This is a genomic window from Puribacter membranae, from assembly GCF_055380425.1.
This window is the reverse complement of the sequence record NZ_AP040167.1, coordinates 1,706,517-1,724,678: the sequence shown is the minus strand read 5'-3', so window position 1 is coordinate 1,724,678 and position 18,162 is coordinate 1,706,517. Positions and strand designations below refer to the sequence as shown.

The following is an 18,162-nucleotide window of genomic DNA, read 5'->3' as shown; positions in this document are numbered from 1 at the left end:
CGGCTTTTTTACGGATAACGATAATGCGTCATGCAATCACATCACTTTGCGAATCTGCATGGTGTCGGAGCTACCGCTTTTCCCCATGGTTGAACCACGGGTAATCACGATGGTGTCGCCTTTTTGCACAATGCCTTTTTCAGACAAAATCTTTTGTACGGTGTTGGCAACCTCGTATGGCAGCATGTCTTTGTCCAACAAGTCCATCACGGTAACTTCGCGGTACAGGCTCAGACGACGCAGGGTACGGATGTTTTTGCTGAATGCGTAAATCGGTGTGTTGATGTTGTGGCGTGACATCCACAGCGCCGAGGAGCCGGATTCGGTCATCACGGCAATCGCTTTGGCATTCAGATGGTGCGCGGCAAAGACGGCCGAAATGGCAATGGATTCGTCCACGCGGGTAAAGACGTAGTCGCGTAATTCGCGATCCAGATCAACGCGCGAGGACAGCTCTGCTTCGTCGCAGACCTGAGCCATGGTTTGCACCGTGGTGACGGGGTATTCGCCCGAGGCGGTTTCCGCCGAGAGCATCACCGCGTCGGTGCCATCCAATACGGCGTTGGCAACGTCGGAGACTTCCGCGCGCGTTGGCACATGACTGGTGATCATCGACTCCATCATTTGTGTGGCGGTGATCGAGAGTTTGTTCATGTCGCGCGCTTTGCGGATCATCATTTTTTGCAGCGCCGGTACTTTGGCATCGCCCACTTCTACGGCCAAATCACCGCGTGCCACCATCAGACCGTCAGAGGCTTCGAGGATTTCTTCGAGGTTGGGAATGGCTTCGGCGCGCTCGATTTTGGCGATCAGCAGTGCGTCGCCGCCGGCGTTGCGCAGCAGTTCACGTGCCATATACATGTCGGCACGACTTTTCGGGAATGACACGGCGAGAAAGTCGGTTTGAAATTGTGCGGCGACTAAAATGTCGGCCATGTCTTTGGCGGTCAATGCTGCAGCGGACAGGCCGCCACCGAGCTTGTTGATGCCTTTGCGGTCCGACAGTTTACCGCCTTGTTCCACGATACATTCGAGCGCGTCGCCGGTGTTGTTCTCCACGCGCATACGGATTTTACCGTCGTCCAGCAGAAGGATGTCGCCCGCATGGACGTCTTTGATCAGGTCTGGGAAATCTAATCCGACGCGGCTGGCATCGCCCGGAACATCGGCCTGTTTGTCAAAAACGAAGGTGCTGCCGTTGGCCAAAAACACGCTTTTGTCTTCGAATTTGGAGATGCGGATTTTCGGCCCTTGCAAATCGGCCAATACGCCGATGTGGATGCCTTCTTCCTCGGCAATTTTGCGCACGGTATTGACGCGGTCAATGTGCTCTTGCGCCGTTCCGTGGGAAAAATTGATACGAACCACGTTGACGCCGGCGCGAATCATGTCGCGCAAAACCTCTTCGGATGTGGATGCAGGGCCAAGCGTGGCAACAATTTTGGTGTCTCTCATGGGGCTCCTTTGTTGTGTGGGGTTTGTTGTTGGTAGGTAAACGTTATCATAATAGACGAATTTTAGTCGGTCATTATGTCATCATGATGTCGATGCTTACTTCTTCTTGTTCATCTGAAACAGCGCGGCGACCGGTTTTTTGGTTTTTACCAGCGGCATGCGGCTGGACAAATGGGTGTGTGCCAAATCAGGTTTTGAATGGGTTTGATTCGCTTCGCTGCTCGCTACGTACGGTTGTGAAAAGAACGGATCGTCCGACACGCTCATCTGGCGACGCAGGTAGTTGAGCTCATCCTCGTCAATCGCGCTTCGGCGGTGCGGCGCGCTTTTCTCGATGTTGCGAATGCGCGCTTCGGCACTGCCATGATCGTTGTGCTCCGATGTTGGTCGAGTACGGGTACGTTCCGGTTTACTCACGGTGCGCAGCTCGAATTCCTGCTTGGTCAGTTTTTTAATGGCGCTCAGCAGTCGCTCATCGTCCTCTGTGACCAAGGACAGCGCGCGTCCGCTCGCACCGGCGCGACCGGTGCGGCCAATGCGATGCACGTAGTCTTCGGCGTTGTACGGCAGGTCAAAATTGACCACGCACGGCATGTCGGCAATGTCCAAGCCCCGCGCAGCGACGTCGGTGGCGACTAGAATCGGTACGGTGCCGTTTTTAAACTCGTCCAGCGTGGCCAAACGCTCGGTCTGCGTTTGGTCGCCGTGCAGCGCGCGCGCATTGACCTGAGCGCGTTGCAAAAACCGTGCCAAATCGCGGGCTTCGATTTTGGTGTTGACGAAAATCATGGCCTGCTCGACCGATTCTTGGCGCAGCAATTGCGCCAGCGCACTGCGTTTGTGGTTTTTGTCCTGAACGCGGTACATCGCTTGCGTGACGTTGGTCGCGGTGGCGTTGCGCTGTGCGGTTTCAATCAGAATCGGTTGGTTTTGGTAGGATTCGGCCAGTTTACGAATTTCGCCGGAGAAGGTCGCGGAAAACAGCAGCGTTTGGCGCTGTTTCGGCAGGAGATTCAAAATGCGTTGCAAATCGGGCAAAAAGCCCATGTCGAGCATGCGGTCAGCTTCGTCCAAGACCAAATACTGCACTTGGTTCAGGTTGACGTTGCGTTGTTCCAAGTGATCCAAGAGTCGGCCGGGCGTGGCGATGAGTAATTCAACACCGGCGCGCACGGCGGGCGTTTGCGTTTTGATGTCCACGCCGCCGAACACCACGGCAGTGCGAATCGGCGTATGCTTGGCGTAGGTTTGTGCGTTGTCCGCGACCTGCACCGCCAATTCGCGCGTTGGGCACAGCACCAGTGCGCGCACGGGATGGCGCGCGGGCGAGGTGCTGGTGGAGGCCAAAGGCAGGATTTTTTGCAAAATCGGCAACACGAAACTGGCGGTTTTGCCGGTACCGGTCTGCGCCGAGCCCATCACGTCGTGTCCGGCCAATACCACGGGAATGGCTTGCGCCTGGATCGGCGTGGGCGTGGTGTAACCCGCATCATGGATGGCGCGCAGAATGCGCTCGTCCAAGCCAAATTCGACAAACGTGGTCGGTGCTGTGGTTGGCGCGATGATCGGTTCATTCTGGCTCGGCGGATGGGTGTTGTTGCTCATGTCGTGTGAATTCTGTTTTCTAATCAATACAGCCGCTATTGTAGCCGATTCACGCGCTGCCGATAGAGGCTTTTCCTGAACGGGCGTGCGCCGACGTGTTTGGACGAAGCTTTGTGGATGTATCTTGTTTTTTGCCAAAAATCGCCTAAAATAGCACGACTGTACGATTTAAATTGCAAAGGAACGGAATGAATCATCCATTATCAGCAGACGGCGCCATCCATATGGGCGACAGCACGCCACTGACCCAAGCCGCCGCAGACATCACGCGCTCACAGATCGAGACGATGGGCGAGCCGGTGGCGCGTACCTTGAAACACCGTCGCAGTTTTTGCTACGAGGTGTTTGAGCGTGAGGACGGGCTTTGGGACATCGAAGCACAGATGCAGGATCGCAAAAGCTATCCGTTCACCTTGGCCAGCTCGCTGCGCGCGCCTGCCGAGCCGCTGCACAATATGATTTTGCGCGTGACGGTGGATAATGCGTTCAATATCGTCGCGGTGCAGGCCAAAACTTTGGGCGCGCCGTATTTGGCGCAATGTCAGACCATCGCGCCGGATTATCAAAAAATGGTGGGATTGAATATCGTCAACGGCTTTCGTCCGGCGATTCGCGAACTATTCGAGGGCGTGGAAGGCTGTACGCATTTGACCGAATTGGCCAACAGCCTGCCCACCGTGGTCATTCAGGGCGTCGCGGTCGAGTTGAATGTACGCCACCGCAATGCGGTGGGCGAGGAGAAGGCGGGTCGGCCATTCCAAATCGATAAATGCCACGCGCTGGCCGAAGGTTCGGAGGCGGTCAAACTCTATTATCCGAAGTGGTATAAACAGCCGAAAACTGAGTCGTCCGACTAAAAAAGCCGCGCACTTCATGCTGATGTAGGACGGCTTTTGGGTAGATTTTGACCATTGAATTCAATGTGTTTAAGGAAACGCGGAATAAATTTGTTTTTCAGCTCAAGCATTTATACAGGCGAGCATACTTGAAAGCATCCGCAATTTTAATATTTTGATTTTGTTCAAATTTTGTCAGGGTTTCCCTGACAAAATTTCCAATACTAAGCACGGAAAAAGTAGGGTTTTACTTTTTCCGTATTTCCTTAAATCCACATGAAAAAGGCGTATATTGATAACGCAATGAGGTAGAATGTTTGCGCTAGGATTCACACGTTCCGAGCATGCGTGCCGATGAGCGCGCATGCTCTCGTTTTGTATGTACTATCAATGACTCGAAGGAGTTTTTGTCATGAAGATTCATGAGTATCAAGGTAAAGAAATTCTGAAAAAATACGGTGTGCCCGTACCGCGCGGTATTCCTGCTTTTTCAGTGGATGATGCGCTCAAAGCCGCGCAGGCGCTGGGTGGATCGGTTTGGGTTGTGAAAGCGCAAATCCACGCGGGCGGTCGCGGTAAAGGCGGCGGTGTCAAAGTCGCCAAATCCATGGATGAAGTCAAACAATACGCCGAGCAAATTTTGGGCATGCAATTGATCACGCACCAAACCGGTCCGGCGGGGCAAAAAGTACGTCGCCTGCTGATTGAAGAGGGCGCGGACATTCAAAAAGAATACTACCTCGGCATGCTGGTGGATCGCGCCTCACAAAAAGTCTGCGTGATGGCCTCGTCCGAAGGTGGCATGAACATCGAAGAAGTCGCCGAACATACACCGGAATTGATTCACAAACTTTACGTTGATCCGATCACCGGCATCACCGATGAACAAGCGGACGACTTGGCGCGCAAAATGGGTATGCCGGAGGCATCGGTCGGTGGTGCGCGTACCGTGTTACAAGGTTTGTACAAGGCCTTTGTCGAAACCGACGCCGATTTGGCGGAAATCAATCCGTTGATTACCACGGGCGAGGGCAAAGTGGTTGCGTTGGACGCGAAAATGAATTTCGATTCAAACGCCTTGTTCCGTCACCCGGAAATCGCCGAAATGCGCGATTTGGACGAAGAAGACGCGGCGGAAATCGAAGCCTCCAAATACGGCCTGTCCTACATCTCGCTCGATGGCAATATCGGTTGTTTGGTTAATGGCGCGGGTTTGGCAATGGCCACGATGGATACCATCAAGTTGTACGGTGGCGAACCAGCGAACTTCCTCGATGTGGGCGGTGGCGCGAGTACGGAAAAAGTCACCGAAGCCTTCAAAATCATGCTCAAAAATCCGAACCTCAAAGCGATTTTGATCAATATTTTCGGCGGCATCATGAAATGCGACGTGATCGCCGAGGGTGTGGTTTCGGCGGCCAAGCAGGTGCATTTGAAAGTGCCGTTGGTCGTGCGCATGAAAGGCACGAATGAAGAGCTGGGCAAGAAAATTCTGGCCGAGTCCGGTTTGCCGATTATTTCTGCGGACACGATGGCGCAGGCGGCCGAGCAGGTGGTTGCTGCAGCCAATGCAGTTGATTCCGATGGTAAATTCGCTGGCTTGGCGGGTATGGCCGGTGTCGCCGGTGTAGTGGCAGGCGTGGGTGATAAAGTCGGCCATGCGGCGGAAGAGGTCGTGGGTGTTTTGAAAACCGCAGCCACCGGCGTGGTTGATCTGGCTGAAGAAGCGGCGGAAGCTGTGGGGGATATTGCCGAAAGCTCGGTTTCAGCCGCCAAATCCGTGGTCAGCAGCGTGGTGGGTACCGTAGGTGATGTTGCCGAAGGTTCGGTGGATATTGCCAAGTCCGCCACCAGCGGCGTTGCAGGTTTGGCCGGAGAGGCCGTTGAGGCGGTGAGCGACATTGCCGGTAGCTCGGTTGATGCGTTCAAAGATGTGGTGTCCGGCGCGGACAAAGCGGTTGGCGGCGCAGCCGCGAGTGTGACCGCGGCTGGCGCAACGGCATTGGGCGTGAGCGCGCAAGGCGCGAAAGCCAGCGCGAGCTGGGTGAAACGTTTTTGGTGGCTGTTGCCGTTGGCCTTGCTGTTGGGCTGGTTGTTGAGTCAGTGCGGTGAGAAAAAGCCGAATGATTTGCCACCAGCGGCATCCAATGCTCAGGGACAAGCTGCGACGGGTGCGGTACCGCCACCTCCGGCAGTACCTGCACCGGCCAAAGGCTTGGATGCGGCGGTAGTGGATTTGTTCAAATCCAAAGGCGCGAGTATTGTTTTTGCGGGTAATCGTTTGAGCTTGAGCGGTGAAGTGGCCGATCAAGCGACCAAAGATGAATTGCTGGCTAAGGCAAAAGCGATATTGGCCAGTCTGGGCGCGAGTGTGAGCTTGGACGACAAACTGATGGTAAAAGGCGCGAAAGCCTCTGCGGGCGCCGTGCTGTTGAAAGTCAATTTCGCCACCGGCTCGTCGGTGATTCCTGAGGCCGATAAAGCCGGTTTGAATGAATTTGCCGCCGGCGCGAAAAAGGACGGTCTCAAAGGGGAAATCTCCGGTCATACCGATAATACAGGTGACGCAGCAGCCAATGTGGCGCTGTCGGATGCGCGCGCCAAAGCGGTAGTGGCCTATTTGGTGAAACAAGGCGTTGCCGCGAATGCGTTGACGGCGAAAGGCTACGGCGCGGACAAACCGATTGCCGACAACGCCACCGACGATGGTCGTGCACGCAACCGTCGCGTTGAATTCATGCCGGCTCAATGAAACATGGCTGAGTGAAGCTATTTTGAAAGATTAGAGGACATCATGAGTATTTTAATCAACAAGAATACCAAGGTCATCACCCAAGGGATGACCGGCAAAACCGGTCAATTTCATACCCGTATGTGTCGTGAATACGCCAATGGCAAAGAATGTTTCGTCGCCGGTGTAAACCCGAAAAAAGCCGGTGAAAACTTCGAGGGTGTGCCGATTTATGGCACGGTGGCCGAAGCCAAAGCGCAAACCGGCGCCACCGTGTCGGTGATTTATGTGCCGCCGGCGGGCGCTGCCGATGCGATTTGGGAAGCGGTTGAGGCGGATTTGGATTTGGTGGTGTGCATTACCGAAGGCATTCCGGTGCGCGATATGATGGCCGTGCGTGACCGCATGCGTCGTGAAAACCGCAAAACCCTGTTGCTCGGGCCGAACTGCCCGGGTGTGATCACACCGGATGAATTGAAAATCGGCATCATGCCGGGACACATTCACCGCAAAGGCCGCATTGGTGTATTGTCGCGCTCGGGAACTTTGACGTATGAAGCGGTGGCGCAGTTGACCGAGCTTGGTTTGGGGCAATCGACTGCTGTTGGCATTGGCGGTGATCCGGTCAATGGTTTGAAACACATTGATGTTATGAAAATGTTCAATGATGACCCAGACACCGATGCCGTGGTGATGATTGGCGAAATCGGTGGCGGCGACGAAGAGGAAGCCGCCCTCTGGATCAAAGAGCATATGAAAAAGCCGGTGGTCGGATTTATCGCAGGGGTGACTGCGCCGCCGGGCAAACGCATGGGGCACGCGGGCGCGATTATCTCGGGTGGCAAGGGCACGGCGCAGGAAAAGCTGGAGATCATGGATGCCTGCGGCATTGCCGTTACCCGCAATCCGTCGGAAATGGGGCGCTTGCTTCAATCGAAGTTGTGATGTTTTTTACGCGTGCGTCGGATTGAGAAAAGGCATCCGAGGATGCCTTTGAGGTTGTTGAGAAAGCTCCGTTTTGGCTCATCGCCCGTTTCGAGTGGGGAATCAGGGCGAGCGGTTTTTAATCCATTCGTCAATGAAGTTGATAATAAATAAAGGTTCTTTGTGAGAGTAATTCAATTTTTGAGCGTGATGTTTCGTGAATTTTGGGGTGCGTGGCTGATTACCTTCTCAGCTTTGGTGGCGGCTTATTTTGTCGGTGGACGATTTAATGAGATGGCGGCTTGGTCAGCTGTATTAGCCGTGTTGATTTTGGTGGTGTTTGAGGTGTCCATTTCGTTTGACAATGCGGTCGTGAATGCGATTGTCTTGAAACGCCAGAGTCCGGCGTTTCGCGTGGCCTTTTTGACCATTGGGTATTTGATTGCCGTGGTTGGGGTGCGTTTGGTTTTGCCTTTTGTCATTGTGGCATTCGCGACGGGTATGGAGTTTGCTCAGGTATACCATATGGCGGTGTATAACCCCGATGAATACAGCCATCAACTGCATTTGCATCATGTGGAGGTGATGCTGTTTGGTGGTTCGTTTTTGCTGATGGTGGCGCTGACGTGGTTGTTCGATCATGAACGCGAAATTCATTGGTTGGGCGGCTTAGAGCGCCGCTTGGCGCAATTGGGACGACTGTCTATGATGGCGGTTGGGATTACATTGCTGTTGCTGTTGCTGGTTATTTTTGCGTTGCCGGTTGAAAAGCGTTATGTGGGGTTGTTGGCAGGCGTGATGGGCACGGTGATTTATGTGTTTGTGGGTAGCTTGAGTGATGCCTTTGGCGGCGGAAACGATTATAGCGAAGCGACACAGATGGTGAAAAAGGGCTTTTCCGCCTCGCTCGGAGCGTTTATGTATCTGGAGGTGCTGGATGCTTCTTTTAGTTTTGATGGGGTGATCGGCGCGTTTGCGATCAGTAAGGATATTTTTGTCATTATGCTGGGCCTGGGGGTTGGTGCGCAGTGGGTACGAAGTTTGACGGTGTTTTTGGTTGAGCGTGATACCTTGAGCGAGTATCGTTATTTGGAGCATGGCGCGCATTGGGCGATTTTGGCCTTGGCGTCATTGATGTTTTTGAGTTCGATCGTTGAGGTTCCCGAGGTGGTGACGGGGCTGATCGGTTTGATATTGATTGCGTTGTCGTTCTGGTCGTCCTTGATTGCACGGCGGCGTGATTTAGCGAGCCGTTAAGGTGAATTGTTGATAGAAACGCTCAAGATTGTGAATTTTGAGCGTTTTTTTATGCCTCATTTGTCCATACTGATTGGTTATAATGAAGTTGAATAAAAGAATTGATTGAGTTTTTGAAAAGGAGTACCCGCAGCAGTTTGACTTCATCCAACTTTATGATAAGGAGGTCTGTATGAGTGTAGATCGTTTGAGCCGTTTGGCGCGTCTGGCGTCTGAGAAAAACAATCCGTGTGTGACTATTTCCTTGAACACGCACCGTACCCATCCTGACAATGCGCAGGACGCGATTTTATTGAAAAACCTGTGCGCGGAAGCGGAAAAGCGCTTGATTGATGAATTTGGCAAGCGTCCGGTTGCAAAAATTTTGGATGACTTGAGCGCGTTGCCTGAGCAAATTGACATTCAACATAATCTGGACAGTCTGCACATTTTTTTGTCGAACGACACCAAGGAAATGCTGAAATCGACTTGGCCAACCACGATGCAAGGCGTGTATATTGATGATCGCTTCGCGGTGCGCGATGCGATCAAGGCGTATAACCGCAGTGAGTCGTACCTGTTGATGGTGCTGTCGCAAGGCGGCGTGCAGCTGTACGAGGTGATTAACGACGCTATCGTGGAGGAGATTCGTAACGATGATTTTCCATTCAAAGCGAATCCGCACTACATCACGCACAGCGACAAACGCAGTCAGGCCAGTCTGATGGACAATATGCTGCGTGAGTATTTTAATAAGGTCGATAAGGCTTTGGTTAAGGTGTACAACCAAATGGGGCTGCCGTGTGTGGTGATTTCAACTGAGCAAAACAACAGTCACTTGATGCATGTCGCGGATCGTCCTGCCGTTTATGTGGGGCATAGCGCGATTAACTATAACGCGATGGCCGAGCATGATTTGGGCAAGCAGGCGTGGGTTGATGTGATTGAGCCGCTGCAAAAAGAGCGTCGTGCCAAGGCGATTGAGGAAATGCAGGAAGCGGTCGCTGGCACGGGTGTGTTGACTGATTTGCAGGAGATTTATCAGGCCGCCATCGATGGTCGTGCTGATCTGTTGATTGTGCATGAGTCGTTTGCGCAGCCGGTGATGATGAAAGATGAGCGTACCTTTGATTTCATTGATGATCCGACCGTTCCAGGTGCGATTGACGATATTGTCAGTGTGATTGCTTGGGAAGTCGTCGCCAAAGGTGGGCGTTCGGTCTTTACCCAGCAAGATCAGTTCAAGTCGCTCGGTAAAATTGCTTTGAAGCCGCGTTATTGATGGGGTTTACGCGCATGATTCAGCGGCAATGATGAGTTTATGCGCATGGCAACAAAAAGCGTACAGTGTGAGCTGTACGCTTTTTTTCATGTGGGGCTGAGTCATCGGCGGCTTTATTTTTGGTGCAGCAGACGCATGGCTTTTTCTACGTCGCCTGCGACCCAATCGGCAATGATGGTTTGCGCTTTGCCGATGGATTGCTCAATCGCTTCGCGTTCGGCTTGTTTGGGTGGCTTGAGTACATAGTCGACTACAGGTTGCTGCGGTGTACCGCTGTTGCGCGGATGATCAATGCCAATGCGCAGTCGCCAAAAATCGGGCGTGCCGAGTTTCGCTTGCGTGTCTTTCAGGCCGTTGTGACCGCCGGTGGAACCGCCGATTTTCATTTTTGCCGTGCCTGCGGGAATGTCCAATTCATCGTGCAGCACGAGGATGTCTTTGGGCAGGATTTTGTAAAAATTGGCCAATGCGGCAATGGCTAAACCCGAGCGATTCATATACGTCATCGGTTTGAGCAGCCAAACATCGGTGTTGGCAATGCGTGCGCGTCCGGCCAAGCCGTGAAACTTCGATTGCGTGCTCAAGGTTGTGCCGTATTCACGCGCGATGTCATCGAGCAGCCACCAGCCCGCGTTGTGCCGCGTGTCCTCGTATTCCGCTCCGTAATTGCCCAGTCCGACGATGAGTTTGGTGGTATCTGCCATGATGGTGAGAGTCTAAAAAGTAAACAACCCACCGCGAACGGTGGGCTGCCATGATAACACAGTGAAACCTTGGGGTTACTTGCCCGCAGTTGCCAAAGTGATGTCTTTTTGTTTGCCCAAGACCAAAGATACGCCTTCTGGCAAGGTCAATTGGCTGGCTTTGATCGCTTGGCTGGCTTCCAGTTTGGAAGTGTCCACGATCAATACGCTCGGCAAGTTTTTCGGCAATGCAGAGACTTTCAAGTTGAATACCGCAGGACGCACACGTTGAGACGCCAATTTCACTGCCGGTGAGTTTTCGCCACCCACGAATTTCAACGGTACTTTGGCCACAACGGCTTCGTCTGCATTCACGCGTTGCAAATCAATGTGCAAAACCATTGGTTTGAATGGGTGAACTTGTACGTCACGCACGATCACTTGCTCCACCGCGCCGTCCAATTCCAAATCCAAAACGGAGTAGCGCACGCCTTCTTTACGCAAAGCGTGGAACAAAGTGTTGTGATCCAATTCGATTGATAAAGCGGCACCTGATGAACCATAAACGACGCCAGGTACTTTACCTTCACGACGCATACGGCGGCTCGCACCCGTACCGTGCAGGGCACGGCTATTTGCAGTAATTTTCATAAATATGCTCCAAAAAATAAAAAATGATTTGAACGATTTCAAATCAATCTGTCCATCCGCGACCAGATGGTTTGTGCGGCGCGTGTTCAAAACACCCACCGCGCAAAATATGTCGGCGCCTGTTCAAAAGTCAGATGAAAATCAGATGACTTCGCTGAACAAGGAGCTGACCGATTCCTCTTTGGCGATGCGAATAATCGTCTCGCCCAATAATTTTGCACAGCTGAGCTGGCGGATTTTACTACTGGCGGCGGCCTGAGCCGACAACGGGATGGTGTCGGTAACCACCAATTCATCCAGTACCGACGCATTCACGCGCTCAATCGCCGGACCGGACAACACGGGGTGTGTACAGTAGGCCGATACATGAATGGCGCCACGACTTTTCAACACTTCCGCCGCTTTGCACATCGTGCCGGCAGTGTCCACCATGTCGTCGATCAATAAGCATGAGCGGCCTTCCACTTCACCAATGATGTTCATGACTTCCGACACATTGGCTTTCGGACGGCGTTTATCAATGATCGCCAAGTCGCATTCCAATTGCTTCGCAAAAGCACGCGCACGCGCCACACCGCCGATATCCGGTGAAACCACCAGCAAATTTTCAAACTGCTTGGATACCACGTCGCTCAATAAAATTGGCGAGGCATAAATATTGTCCACCGGCACGTCGAAAAAGCCCTGAATCTGATCGGCGTGTAAATCCATGGTCATCACGCGATCCACACCGGCAGCACCAAGCATATTCGCCACCAATTTGGCCGTGATCGCCACACGCGCAGAGCGCGGACGGCGGTCTTGACGCGCGTAGCCGAAATACGGCATGGCAGCGGTGATGCGTCCTGCCGACGCGCGACGCAGTGCGTCGGCCATAATCAACACTTCCATCAACGACTCATTGGTCGGTGCGCAGGTTGATTGCAAAATAAACACTTCGCGACCACGGACATTCTCATTGATTTCGACAGTCACTTCGCCGTCTGAAAAACGTCCAACCTTGGCATTGCCCAATGGAACACGCAGGTAATCAGCAACATCCTGAGCCAGCTTGGGGTTGGCATTCCCCGTGAAAATCATGAGTTCATTTGTGGACATGGTGCAAATCCTATGGAAGTTTTTTTGGAAGAGTTCTTTCACCAAGACTTCCGCATCGCCACCGATAGCGTCAAGAAGAGGGCTTCGTGAAAAAACGCCTCAGCCAAAAATACCAAGGGTTATGTGAGTGTACCAAAAAAAATTGCCCGCCTCCGAGGCTTTTATACGGAACTGCGGGCAATTTAACTTTATTTTTGGCAGAGGAAGAAGGATTCGAACCTTCGAATGCTGGAATCAAAATCCAGTGCCTTAACCGACTTGGCGACTCCTCTACGCGAGAACGAAATTATAGCCCGACTCGAAAATAAATTGCAAGAGGGGTTGTGAAAAAATTGATACAAAATGATTGGTTTGCGGCCTATAGGCAACACCCGGGCGGTTCTGTCGCGCGGGTGTGTTGCTTTTTTCTATAAAAATCCTGTGGCGTGGGGGCTGTCTGAGAGCTGCTGAATGAGCGCGTGTAAACAGGCGGTTTCCATAAAATCGAAGATGATTTTGCTTGATTTTATATATTAAATTAGAATTAAGAAAATATTGCTATATCGGTAATTTTAATATAAAGTATCGCTCAAACAGTTTTTAGGTTCAGCGTGGCGGTGACTGAGCGCTGCCTTCGGGTATTTAAGGATTATTTCAGGAGAACTCACATGACACAGATTTTTGCAGACAACACGCAGTCGATTGGTCAGACGCCTTTGGTGCGCATCAACCGCATTACCGAGCAAGAGGGCGCGCAGGCCACGGTTTTGGCCAAAATTGAGGGGCGCAATCCGGCCTATTCGGTCAAGTGCCGTATCGGTGCGGCGATGATTTGGGATGCGGAGCAACGCGGTGTCCTGACGGCAGGCAAAGAGTTGGTCGAGCCGACCAGCGGTAACACCGGCATCGCCTTGGCTTTTGCGGCGGCGGCGCGCGGTATTCCGATTACCTTGACCATGCCGGACACCATGAGCGTGGAGCGACGCAAATTGCTCGCGGCCTATGGTGCAAAATTGGTGTTGACCGAGGGCGCAAAGGGCATGAAAGGCGCGATTGCGAAAGCGGAGGAAATCGCCGCATCCGATCCCGATAAATATGTGCTGTTGCAGCAGTTCAAAAATCCGGCCAATCCGGCGATTCACGTATCGACCACCGGTCCGGAAATTTGGAATGCGACCGGCGGTAAAGTGGATATTTTGGTTGCGGGTGTGGGTACGGGCGGCACGATCACTGGTATTTCGCGTTATTTTAAAAACGAACGCAAAGCACCGTTGTGGTCGGTGGCGGTGGAGCCTGCCGCGAGTCCGGTGCTGACGCAAACGCGCAACGGCGAGCCGATTCAACCCGGCCCGCATAAAATCCAAGGCATCGGCGCGGGCTTTGTGCCGGACACTTTGGATTTGAATGTGGTGGATCAAATCGAACAGGTGACGAACGAGGATGCGATTGAATACGCGCGTCGTTTGGCCAAAGAAGAGGGCATCATCGCCGGTATTTCGGGCGGCGCGGCGTTAGCGGTAGCGGTGCGTTTGGCCAAACAACCGGAGCTCGCGGGCAAAACCATTGTGGTGATTTTGCCGGATTCGGGCGAGCGCTATTTGAGCGCGGTGTTGTTTGAAGGGCAATTTGATCCGGTGACCGGTTTGCCGGTGGAATAATAGATTGATAGATTGCACAATCAACCCGCTCGCTCGAGCGGGTTTTTTGATGGCAAAAATGTGCTCCAATAGGTCTGTTAATTCTTATCGTTCAATCAAGCGGCTCGGCTATAATTCGTCGAATATGTTTTGACAGATGATTTGATTTGCACGGGGATATCATGAGCCAAACAGCTTCCATTCAGGCCACGCAAGCCAGTATTTTGAAACACCACGGTGGTGATGGTGAAGTGGCGCGCGAACGCATCACGCAAAATTTTGAACAGCGTCACGACGCGGCATTTTGGGATTTTTGGGACAAGCAGGTTGCGACTCATTATCAAGCAGGTGATGCGATTGTCGATTTGGGCGCAGGCATTGGGCAGTTTGTGCAGGCGTGCGCGCAGCGCTACCCCGACGCGTCGGTGATCGGTATTGAGGTCGCGCCGTATATGCTGGCTGATCCGCTGGAATTGCCGCGTAATGGACGCATTATCGTGGATGATTTGAACGAGCCGAGCGCCGACATTGCGCCGAGCTCAGCGGCAATGGTGATGGCGAATATGGTGGTGCATGAGTTGACGCAGCCGATCAAGATGTTTAAGGCCGCGCATCAGTGGCTCAAAGTGGGTGGGCGGATGTGCGTTATTGATGTGGTGCGTCGACCGCTGCGCGATTATTTGCAACGCCGTTACCCCGATACGCAAATGTGGTGTGACGAAACAACGCGCGCCGATCTTGAAGATGCATTTGAGCACTTTTTGGAACACAACCGCTACCATCCCGAAGACATTGTTTTTATGCTGGAGAGTGGTGGGTTTAAGCTGATTTCCTGCGAGCCCTTGCGCGATGGCGTGCAGACGCGAATTGTGGTGGAAAAAGTCTAAAATTTAGGGATGCATTTGGTGCATTAAGTGCGTTGCAAGCGAGCATGAGCAATAATGTGTAGGCTTGTTCATTGAATATAAGTAGAAAGGGCGATTTCGTGGGTTTGGCGGTCATTAATTCGCGCGCGTTGCTCGGCATGGCCGCGCCGCGCGTCACGGTGGAAGTACATTTGGCGGCGGGTTTGCCCTCGTTCAATATCGTGGGCTTGCCCGAAACCGAAGTCAAGGAGTCGAAGGATCGAGTGCGCTCGGCGATACAAAATGCGCTATTGGATTTTCCCGCCAAGCGCATCACGGTCAATCTGGCGCCGGCGGATTTGCCGAAGGCGTCGGGGCGGTTTGATCTGCCGATTGCGTTGGGTATTTTGATCGCCAGCGGTCAGCTCAAGGTGAAAAATTTAGCGCAATACGAATTCGCAGGGGAGTTGTCCCTCTCGGGCGAACTGCGCCCGATCACGGGTGCTTTGGCGATGACCTACGGTATTGTCCGCGAAGCGCAGACCGCGGTCTCTGCGCCCGCTGCCACGCCGACTGTGGTTTTGCCCGAAGCCAATTGCGCCGAAGCCGCATTGGTCAGCGGCGCACACATTTGGTCGGCTAAATCCTTGCTGGACGTGTGCGCCAAATTGCGCTCGCCCGATACGCAGGAGCCTGTGGTGTCTTCCGAAAGTGCGCTGTTAGTGCCGCATTATGCGCTGGACTGGGCGGATGTGCGCGGTCAAACGGCGGTCAAGCGCGCCTTGGAAGTTGCGGCGGCAGGCGGTCACAGTGTGTTGATGGTCGGGCCGCCGGGTACGGGAAAATCCATGTTGGCTGCGCGTTTGCCAAGTATTTTACCGCCCATGAGTGACCAAGAAGCCATGGAGTCGGCAACCGTACTCAGCAGCGCGGGGCAATTTCAGCCGCAGATGTGGCGCGTCCGCCCTTATCGCTCGCCGCATCATACCGCGTCGGCAGTGGCTTTGGTTGGCGGTGGTTCGACGCCGAGGCCGGGTGAGATTTCGCTCGCGCATCGTGGCGTACTGTTTATGGATGAGCTGCCCGAGTTTGATCGCAAAGTGTTGGAGGTGTTGCGCGAGCCGTTGGAGTCTGGGGAAATTCATATTTCGCGCGCCGCGCGACAGGTAACCTATCCTGCGGCGTTTCAATTGGTCGCGGCGATGAATCCGTGTCCGTGCGGTTATCAAGGGCATCCGAAAAAGGCGTGCCACTGCACGCCAGATCAAATTGCGCGCTATCAATCGCGCCTATCCGGACCGTTTTTAAATCGAATTGATATGCAGGTCGAGGTGCCGGCAGTAGAGGCTGCGGATTTGCACCAAGCGCCGACGGGCGAATCCAGTGCGACTGTTGCCGAGCGCGTGGTGCGAGCGTTTGAGCGGCAAATGGCGCGGCAACAGTGCTTGAATGCGCGTCTGTCGGTGCAGCAAATGGATGAATTTGCCACGCCGGATGATGCGGGGCGGCAGTTGTTGGTTAAGGCCATGAATCAGTTCAACTGGTCGGCGCGGGTCTATCACCGAATTTTGCGTGTAGCGCGCAGTGTGGCAGATCTGGAGGGTAGCGATACGATCAAAGCCAGTCATGTCGCGCAGGCCATACAATATCGCAGAGGATTGTTGTCCGATGGGTGATGAGCGGCATGCTTGTGGATGTGCTTGAGTTTTACGCTTAGGCGTTTTTAAAGGTAGAATGATGTTTGTTGTGGTCAATATTGATGAATTAACCGAGCAAAAGCCATAGATAGCGTTGACATTGTGGAGAGGCGTCGGTACAATTTAAAGACTTTGTGGCGTGCAATTTATCCATATTTGAGATTTCTGTTTAAACTGAAAGAAAGTGGTAAGGTTGTGCGCACATAATAATGACGTTGTCAGCCTACAAAGCATCGTATTGCTGGGTTTAAGTCCGCGATGTCGGCGCGAAAGAATTGGAATGATATGGGTTTTGCTGTTCTTGTCCAAGTGATTTTTGCGGCGATTGTGGTTGCGGTGTCGGCTTTTTTCGGCCAGCAAGCGCTTTGGTCAGCATTGATTGGTAGTGTGATCGCCATTTTGCCCAATGCTGTGTTTGCGCTGTATTTGGCCGCGTCGCCGACAGCGGTTGTGTATCGGTTTTTTGTTGGTGAAGGCGTTAAGATTTTAGTGGCGATTGTCGCGGCCGTTATTGTATGGCGACAGTTTGGCTCGCAAATTCAACCGATTGCCTACTGGGCGGGGTTGATTGTCGTGTTAAAGGCGCACAATTTCGGGTTGTTGCGTACGGTTAAAGAATAAAGGATTTTTATGAGTAGCGCAGAAGTTGGACATCACGCCCCCGCGAATGCGAAGGAATACATTGTTCACCATTTGACCAATTTGACGCAAACGGGCGAGCCGCAAAAAAACATCGTTGATTTTTCATACATCAACCTGGATACGATTTTCTTCTCTGTGTTGACGGGTTTGATTGGTTTGCTGTTTTTGATGTGGGTGGCGCGCAAAGTTACCTCCGATACGCCGAATCGCGTACAAACGGCGGTGGAGTCACTGGTTGAAATGGTTGAAGAGCAATCGTCTTCGATCGTTCATGGTGATCGTACATTTATTGCGCCTTTGGCTTTGACCGTGTTCTTCTGGGTTGTGTTGATGAACGCCTTGGACTTGGTTCCGGTTGATTTGGCTGGCTGGTTGATTGGCGTTCTGCATCTGCCGTTGCCGTATACCCGCATCGTGCCGACCGCTGACATCAATGCCCCGATTGGCATGTCGTTTGGTGTGTTGCTGTTGATGTTGTTTTATAGCTTCAAAATTAAAGGTGCTGGTGGTTTTGTTCATGAGTTGTTCAGCGCGCCATTTGGTATTGCTATGGCGCCATTTAACTTATTGCTGAATATTATTGAATTTTTAGCAAAAGCAGTCTCGCTCGGTATGCGGTTGTTTGGTAATATGTTTGCTGGCGAATTGATTTTCTTGTTGATTGCCTTGATGGGTACAGCTTGGAGCTGGGATAATCTGGGCATGAGCATTGGTTTAGGGTTGGGGCATTGGATTGCTGGTTCGATTTGGGCGATTTTCCATATCTTGATCATCCTGTTGCAAGCCTTTATTTTCATGATGTTGACTCTGGTGTATTTGGGTCAAGCTCATGATGCGCATTAATTGGGTGATTCCTAACCC

Annotated in this window: 15 protein-coding genes, 1 tRNA gene and 1 pseudogene; 11 read left to right on the top strand and 6 right to left on the bottom strand. The window is 52.7% G+C overall.

Annotated elements, in window-relative coordinates; translation table 11 throughout:
* Positions 1–36: 36 nt before the first annotated feature.
* Together pyk and ACZ41M_RS08340 are read right to left on the bottom strand one after the other, a co-directional pair.
* Positions 37–1,455, bottom strand: a complete 1,419-nt coding sequence (pyk, locus tag ACZ41M_RS08345; protein ID WP_464731605.1) for a pyruvate kinase — start codon at positions 1,453–1,455, stop codon at positions 37–39.
* 96 nt (positions 1,456–1,551) lie between these two features.
* On the bottom strand, positions 1,552–3,060 hold the full coding sequence (locus ACZ41M_RS08340; RefSeq protein WP_464731606.1) for a DEAD/DEAH box helicase: 1,509 nt from the start codon (positions 3,058–3,060) through the stop codon (positions 1,552–1,554).
* 188 nt (positions 3,061–3,248) lie between these two features.
* Between ACZ41M_RS08340 and ACZ41M_RS08335 the strand changes: the two genes are divergently transcribed.
* From ACZ41M_RS08335 to ACZ41M_RS08310, 6 genes and pseudogenes are all read left to right on the top strand, one after another.
* Positions 3,249–3,917 (top strand): DUF2889 domain-containing protein, encoded by a 669-nt coding sequence (locus tag ACZ41M_RS08335; RefSeq protein ID WP_464731607.1) that lies wholly within the window; start codon positions 3,249–3,251, stop codon positions 3,915–3,917.
* A gap of 391 nt (positions 3,918–4,308) precedes the next feature.
* Positions 4,309–5,463, top strand: a pseudogene (gene sucC / locus ACZ41M_RS08330) (ADP-forming succinate--CoA ligase subunit beta); the annotation flags it as partial.
* A 42-nt stretch (positions 5,464–5,505) separates the two neighbouring features.
* Positions 5,506–6,648: an OmpA family protein gene (locus ACZ41M_RS08325; RefSeq protein ID WP_464737502.1), complete on the top strand. Its 1,143-nt coding sequence runs from the start codon at positions 5,506–5,508 to the stop codon at positions 6,646–6,648.
* Positions 6,649–6,690: 42 nt separating this feature from the next.
* Positions 6,691–7,572 carry a succinate--CoA ligase subunit alpha gene (gene sucD / locus ACZ41M_RS08320; RefSeq protein ID WP_464731608.1) on the top strand — a complete coding sequence of 294 codons (882 nt, stop codon included), beginning with the start codon at positions 6,691–6,693 and terminating at the stop codon, positions 7,570–7,572.
* A 189-nt stretch (positions 7,573–7,761) separates the two neighbouring features.
* Positions 7,762–8,808 (top strand): DUF475 domain-containing protein, encoded by a 1,047-nt coding sequence (locus tag ACZ41M_RS08315; protein ID WP_464731609.1) that lies wholly within the window; start codon positions 7,762–7,764, stop codon positions 8,806–8,808.
* 172 nt (positions 8,809–8,980) lie between these two features.
* Positions 8,981–10,069, top strand: coding sequence for a baeRF3 domain-containing protein (locus ACZ41M_RS08310; protein WP_464731610.1), 1,089 nt, complete (start codon positions 8,981–8,983; stop codon positions 10,067–10,069).
* A gap of 113 nt (positions 10,070–10,182) precedes the next feature.
* On the opposite strand, the gene pth is transcribed toward ACZ41M_RS08310, so the two are convergent.
* From pth to ACZ41M_RS08290, 4 genes are all read right to left on the bottom strand, one after another.
* A complete protein-coding gene (gene pth, locus ACZ41M_RS08305) occupies positions 10,183–10,773 on the bottom strand; it encodes an aminoacyl-tRNA hydrolase (RefSeq protein WP_464731611.1) in 591 nt (196 codons plus the stop codon).
* Between the two features lie 75 nt (positions 10,774–10,848).
* Complete coding sequence (locus tag ACZ41M_RS08300; RefSeq protein ID WP_464731612.1) at positions 10,849–11,403, bottom strand: 50S ribosomal protein L25/general stress protein Ctc; 555 nt, start codon at positions 11,401–11,403, stop codon at positions 10,849–10,851.
* 141 nt (positions 11,404–11,544) lie between these two features.
* Positions 11,545–12,501, bottom strand: a complete 957-nt coding sequence (locus ACZ41M_RS08295) for a ribose-phosphate pyrophosphokinase (protein ID WP_464731613.1) — start codon at positions 12,499–12,501, stop codon at positions 11,545–11,547.
* A 195-nt stretch (positions 12,502–12,696) separates the two neighbouring features.
* Positions 12,697–12,773, bottom strand: a tRNA-Gln gene (locus tag ACZ41M_RS08290).
* Positions 12,774–13,148: 375 nt separating this feature from the next.
* Between ACZ41M_RS08290 and cysK the strand changes: the two genes are divergently transcribed.
* From cysK to atpB, 5 genes are all read left to right on the top strand, one after another.
* Positions 13,149–14,138, top strand: a complete 990-nt coding sequence (gene cysK, locus ACZ41M_RS08285) for a cysteine synthase A (RefSeq protein ID WP_464731614.1) — start codon at positions 13,149–13,151, stop codon at positions 14,136–14,138.
* A gap of 161 nt (positions 14,139–14,299) precedes the next feature.
* Positions 14,300–15,004, top strand: a complete 705-nt coding sequence (locus ACZ41M_RS08280; RefSeq protein ID WP_464731615.1) for a class I SAM-dependent methyltransferase — start codon at positions 14,300–14,302, stop codon at positions 15,002–15,004.
* Positions 15,005–15,102: 98 nt separating this feature from the next.
* Positions 15,103–16,638 carry a YifB family Mg chelatase-like AAA ATPase gene (locus tag ACZ41M_RS08275; RefSeq protein WP_464732172.1) on the top strand — a complete coding sequence of 512 codons (1,536 nt, stop codon included), beginning with the start codon at positions 15,103–15,105 and terminating at the stop codon, positions 16,636–16,638.
* Positions 16,639–16,944: 306 nt separating this feature from the next.
* A complete protein-coding gene (locus ACZ41M_RS08270) occupies positions 16,945–17,280 on the top strand; it encodes an ATP synthase subunit I (RefSeq protein WP_464731616.1) in 336 nt (111 codons plus the stop codon).
* 9 nt (positions 17,281–17,289) lie between these two features.
* The gene (gene atpB, locus ACZ41M_RS08265; protein WP_464731617.1) at positions 17,290–18,144 is read left to right on the top strand and encodes a F0F1 ATP synthase subunit A; all 855 of its coding nucleotides are present in this window, start codon (positions 17,290–17,292) and stop codon (positions 18,142–18,144) included.
* Positions 18,145–18,162 lie beyond the last annotated feature (18 nt).

Excerpts from the sequence above, each read along its gene's own strand:
- ACZ41M_RS08340 (WP_464731606.1), bottom strand. The coding sequence starts at position 3,060 with ATGAGCAACAACACCCATCCGCCGAGCCAGAATGAACCGATCATCGCG.
- sucD (WP_464731608.1), top strand. The coding sequence starts at position 6,691 with ATGAGTATTTTAATCAACAAGAATACCAAGGTCATCACCCAAGGGATG.
- ACZ41M_RS08310 (WP_464731610.1), top strand. The coding sequence starts at position 8,981 with ATGAGTGTAGATCGTTTGAGCCGTTTGGCGCGTCTGGCGTCTGAGAAA.
- ACZ41M_RS08325 (WP_464737502.1), top strand. The coding sequence starts at position 5,506 with ATGGCCGGTGTCGCCGGTGTAGTGGCAGGCGTGGGTGATAAAGTCGGC.
- cysK (WP_464731614.1), top strand. The coding sequence starts at position 13,149 with ATGACACAGATTTTTGCAGACAACACGCAGTCGATTGGTCAGACGCCT.
- ACZ41M_RS08315 (WP_464731609.1), top strand. The coding sequence starts at position 7,762 with ATGTTTCGTGAATTTTGGGGTGCGTGGCTGATTACCTTCTCAGCTTTG.
- atpB (WP_464731617.1), top strand. The coding sequence starts at position 17,290 with ATGAGTAGCGCAGAAGTTGGACATCACGCCCCCGCGAATGCGAAGGAA.
- pth (WP_464731611.1), bottom strand. The coding sequence starts at position 10,773 with ATGGCAGATACCACCAAACTCATCGTCGGACTGGGCAATTACGGAGCG.
- ACZ41M_RS08270 (WP_464731616.1), top strand. The coding sequence starts at position 16,945 with ATGGGTTTTGCTGTTCTTGTCCAAGTGATTTTTGCGGCGATTGTGGTT.
- ACZ41M_RS08280 (WP_464731615.1), top strand. The coding sequence starts at position 14,300 with ATGAGCCAAACAGCTTCCATTCAGGCCACGCAAGCCAGTATTTTGAAA.
- ACZ41M_RS08335 (WP_464731607.1), top strand. The coding sequence starts at position 3,249 with ATGAATCATCCATTATCAGCAGACGGCGCCATCCATATGGGCGACAGC.
- pyk (WP_464731605.1), bottom strand. The coding sequence starts at position 1,455 with ATGAGAGACACCAAAATTGTTGCCACGCTTGGCCCTGCATCCACATCC.
- ACZ41M_RS08300 (WP_464731612.1), bottom strand. The coding sequence starts at position 11,403 with ATGAAAATTACTGCAAATAGCCGTGCCCTGCACGGTACGGGTGCGAGC.
- ACZ41M_RS08295 (WP_464731613.1), bottom strand. The coding sequence starts at position 12,501 with ATGTCCACAAATGAACTCATGATTTTCACGGGGAATGCCAACCCCAAG.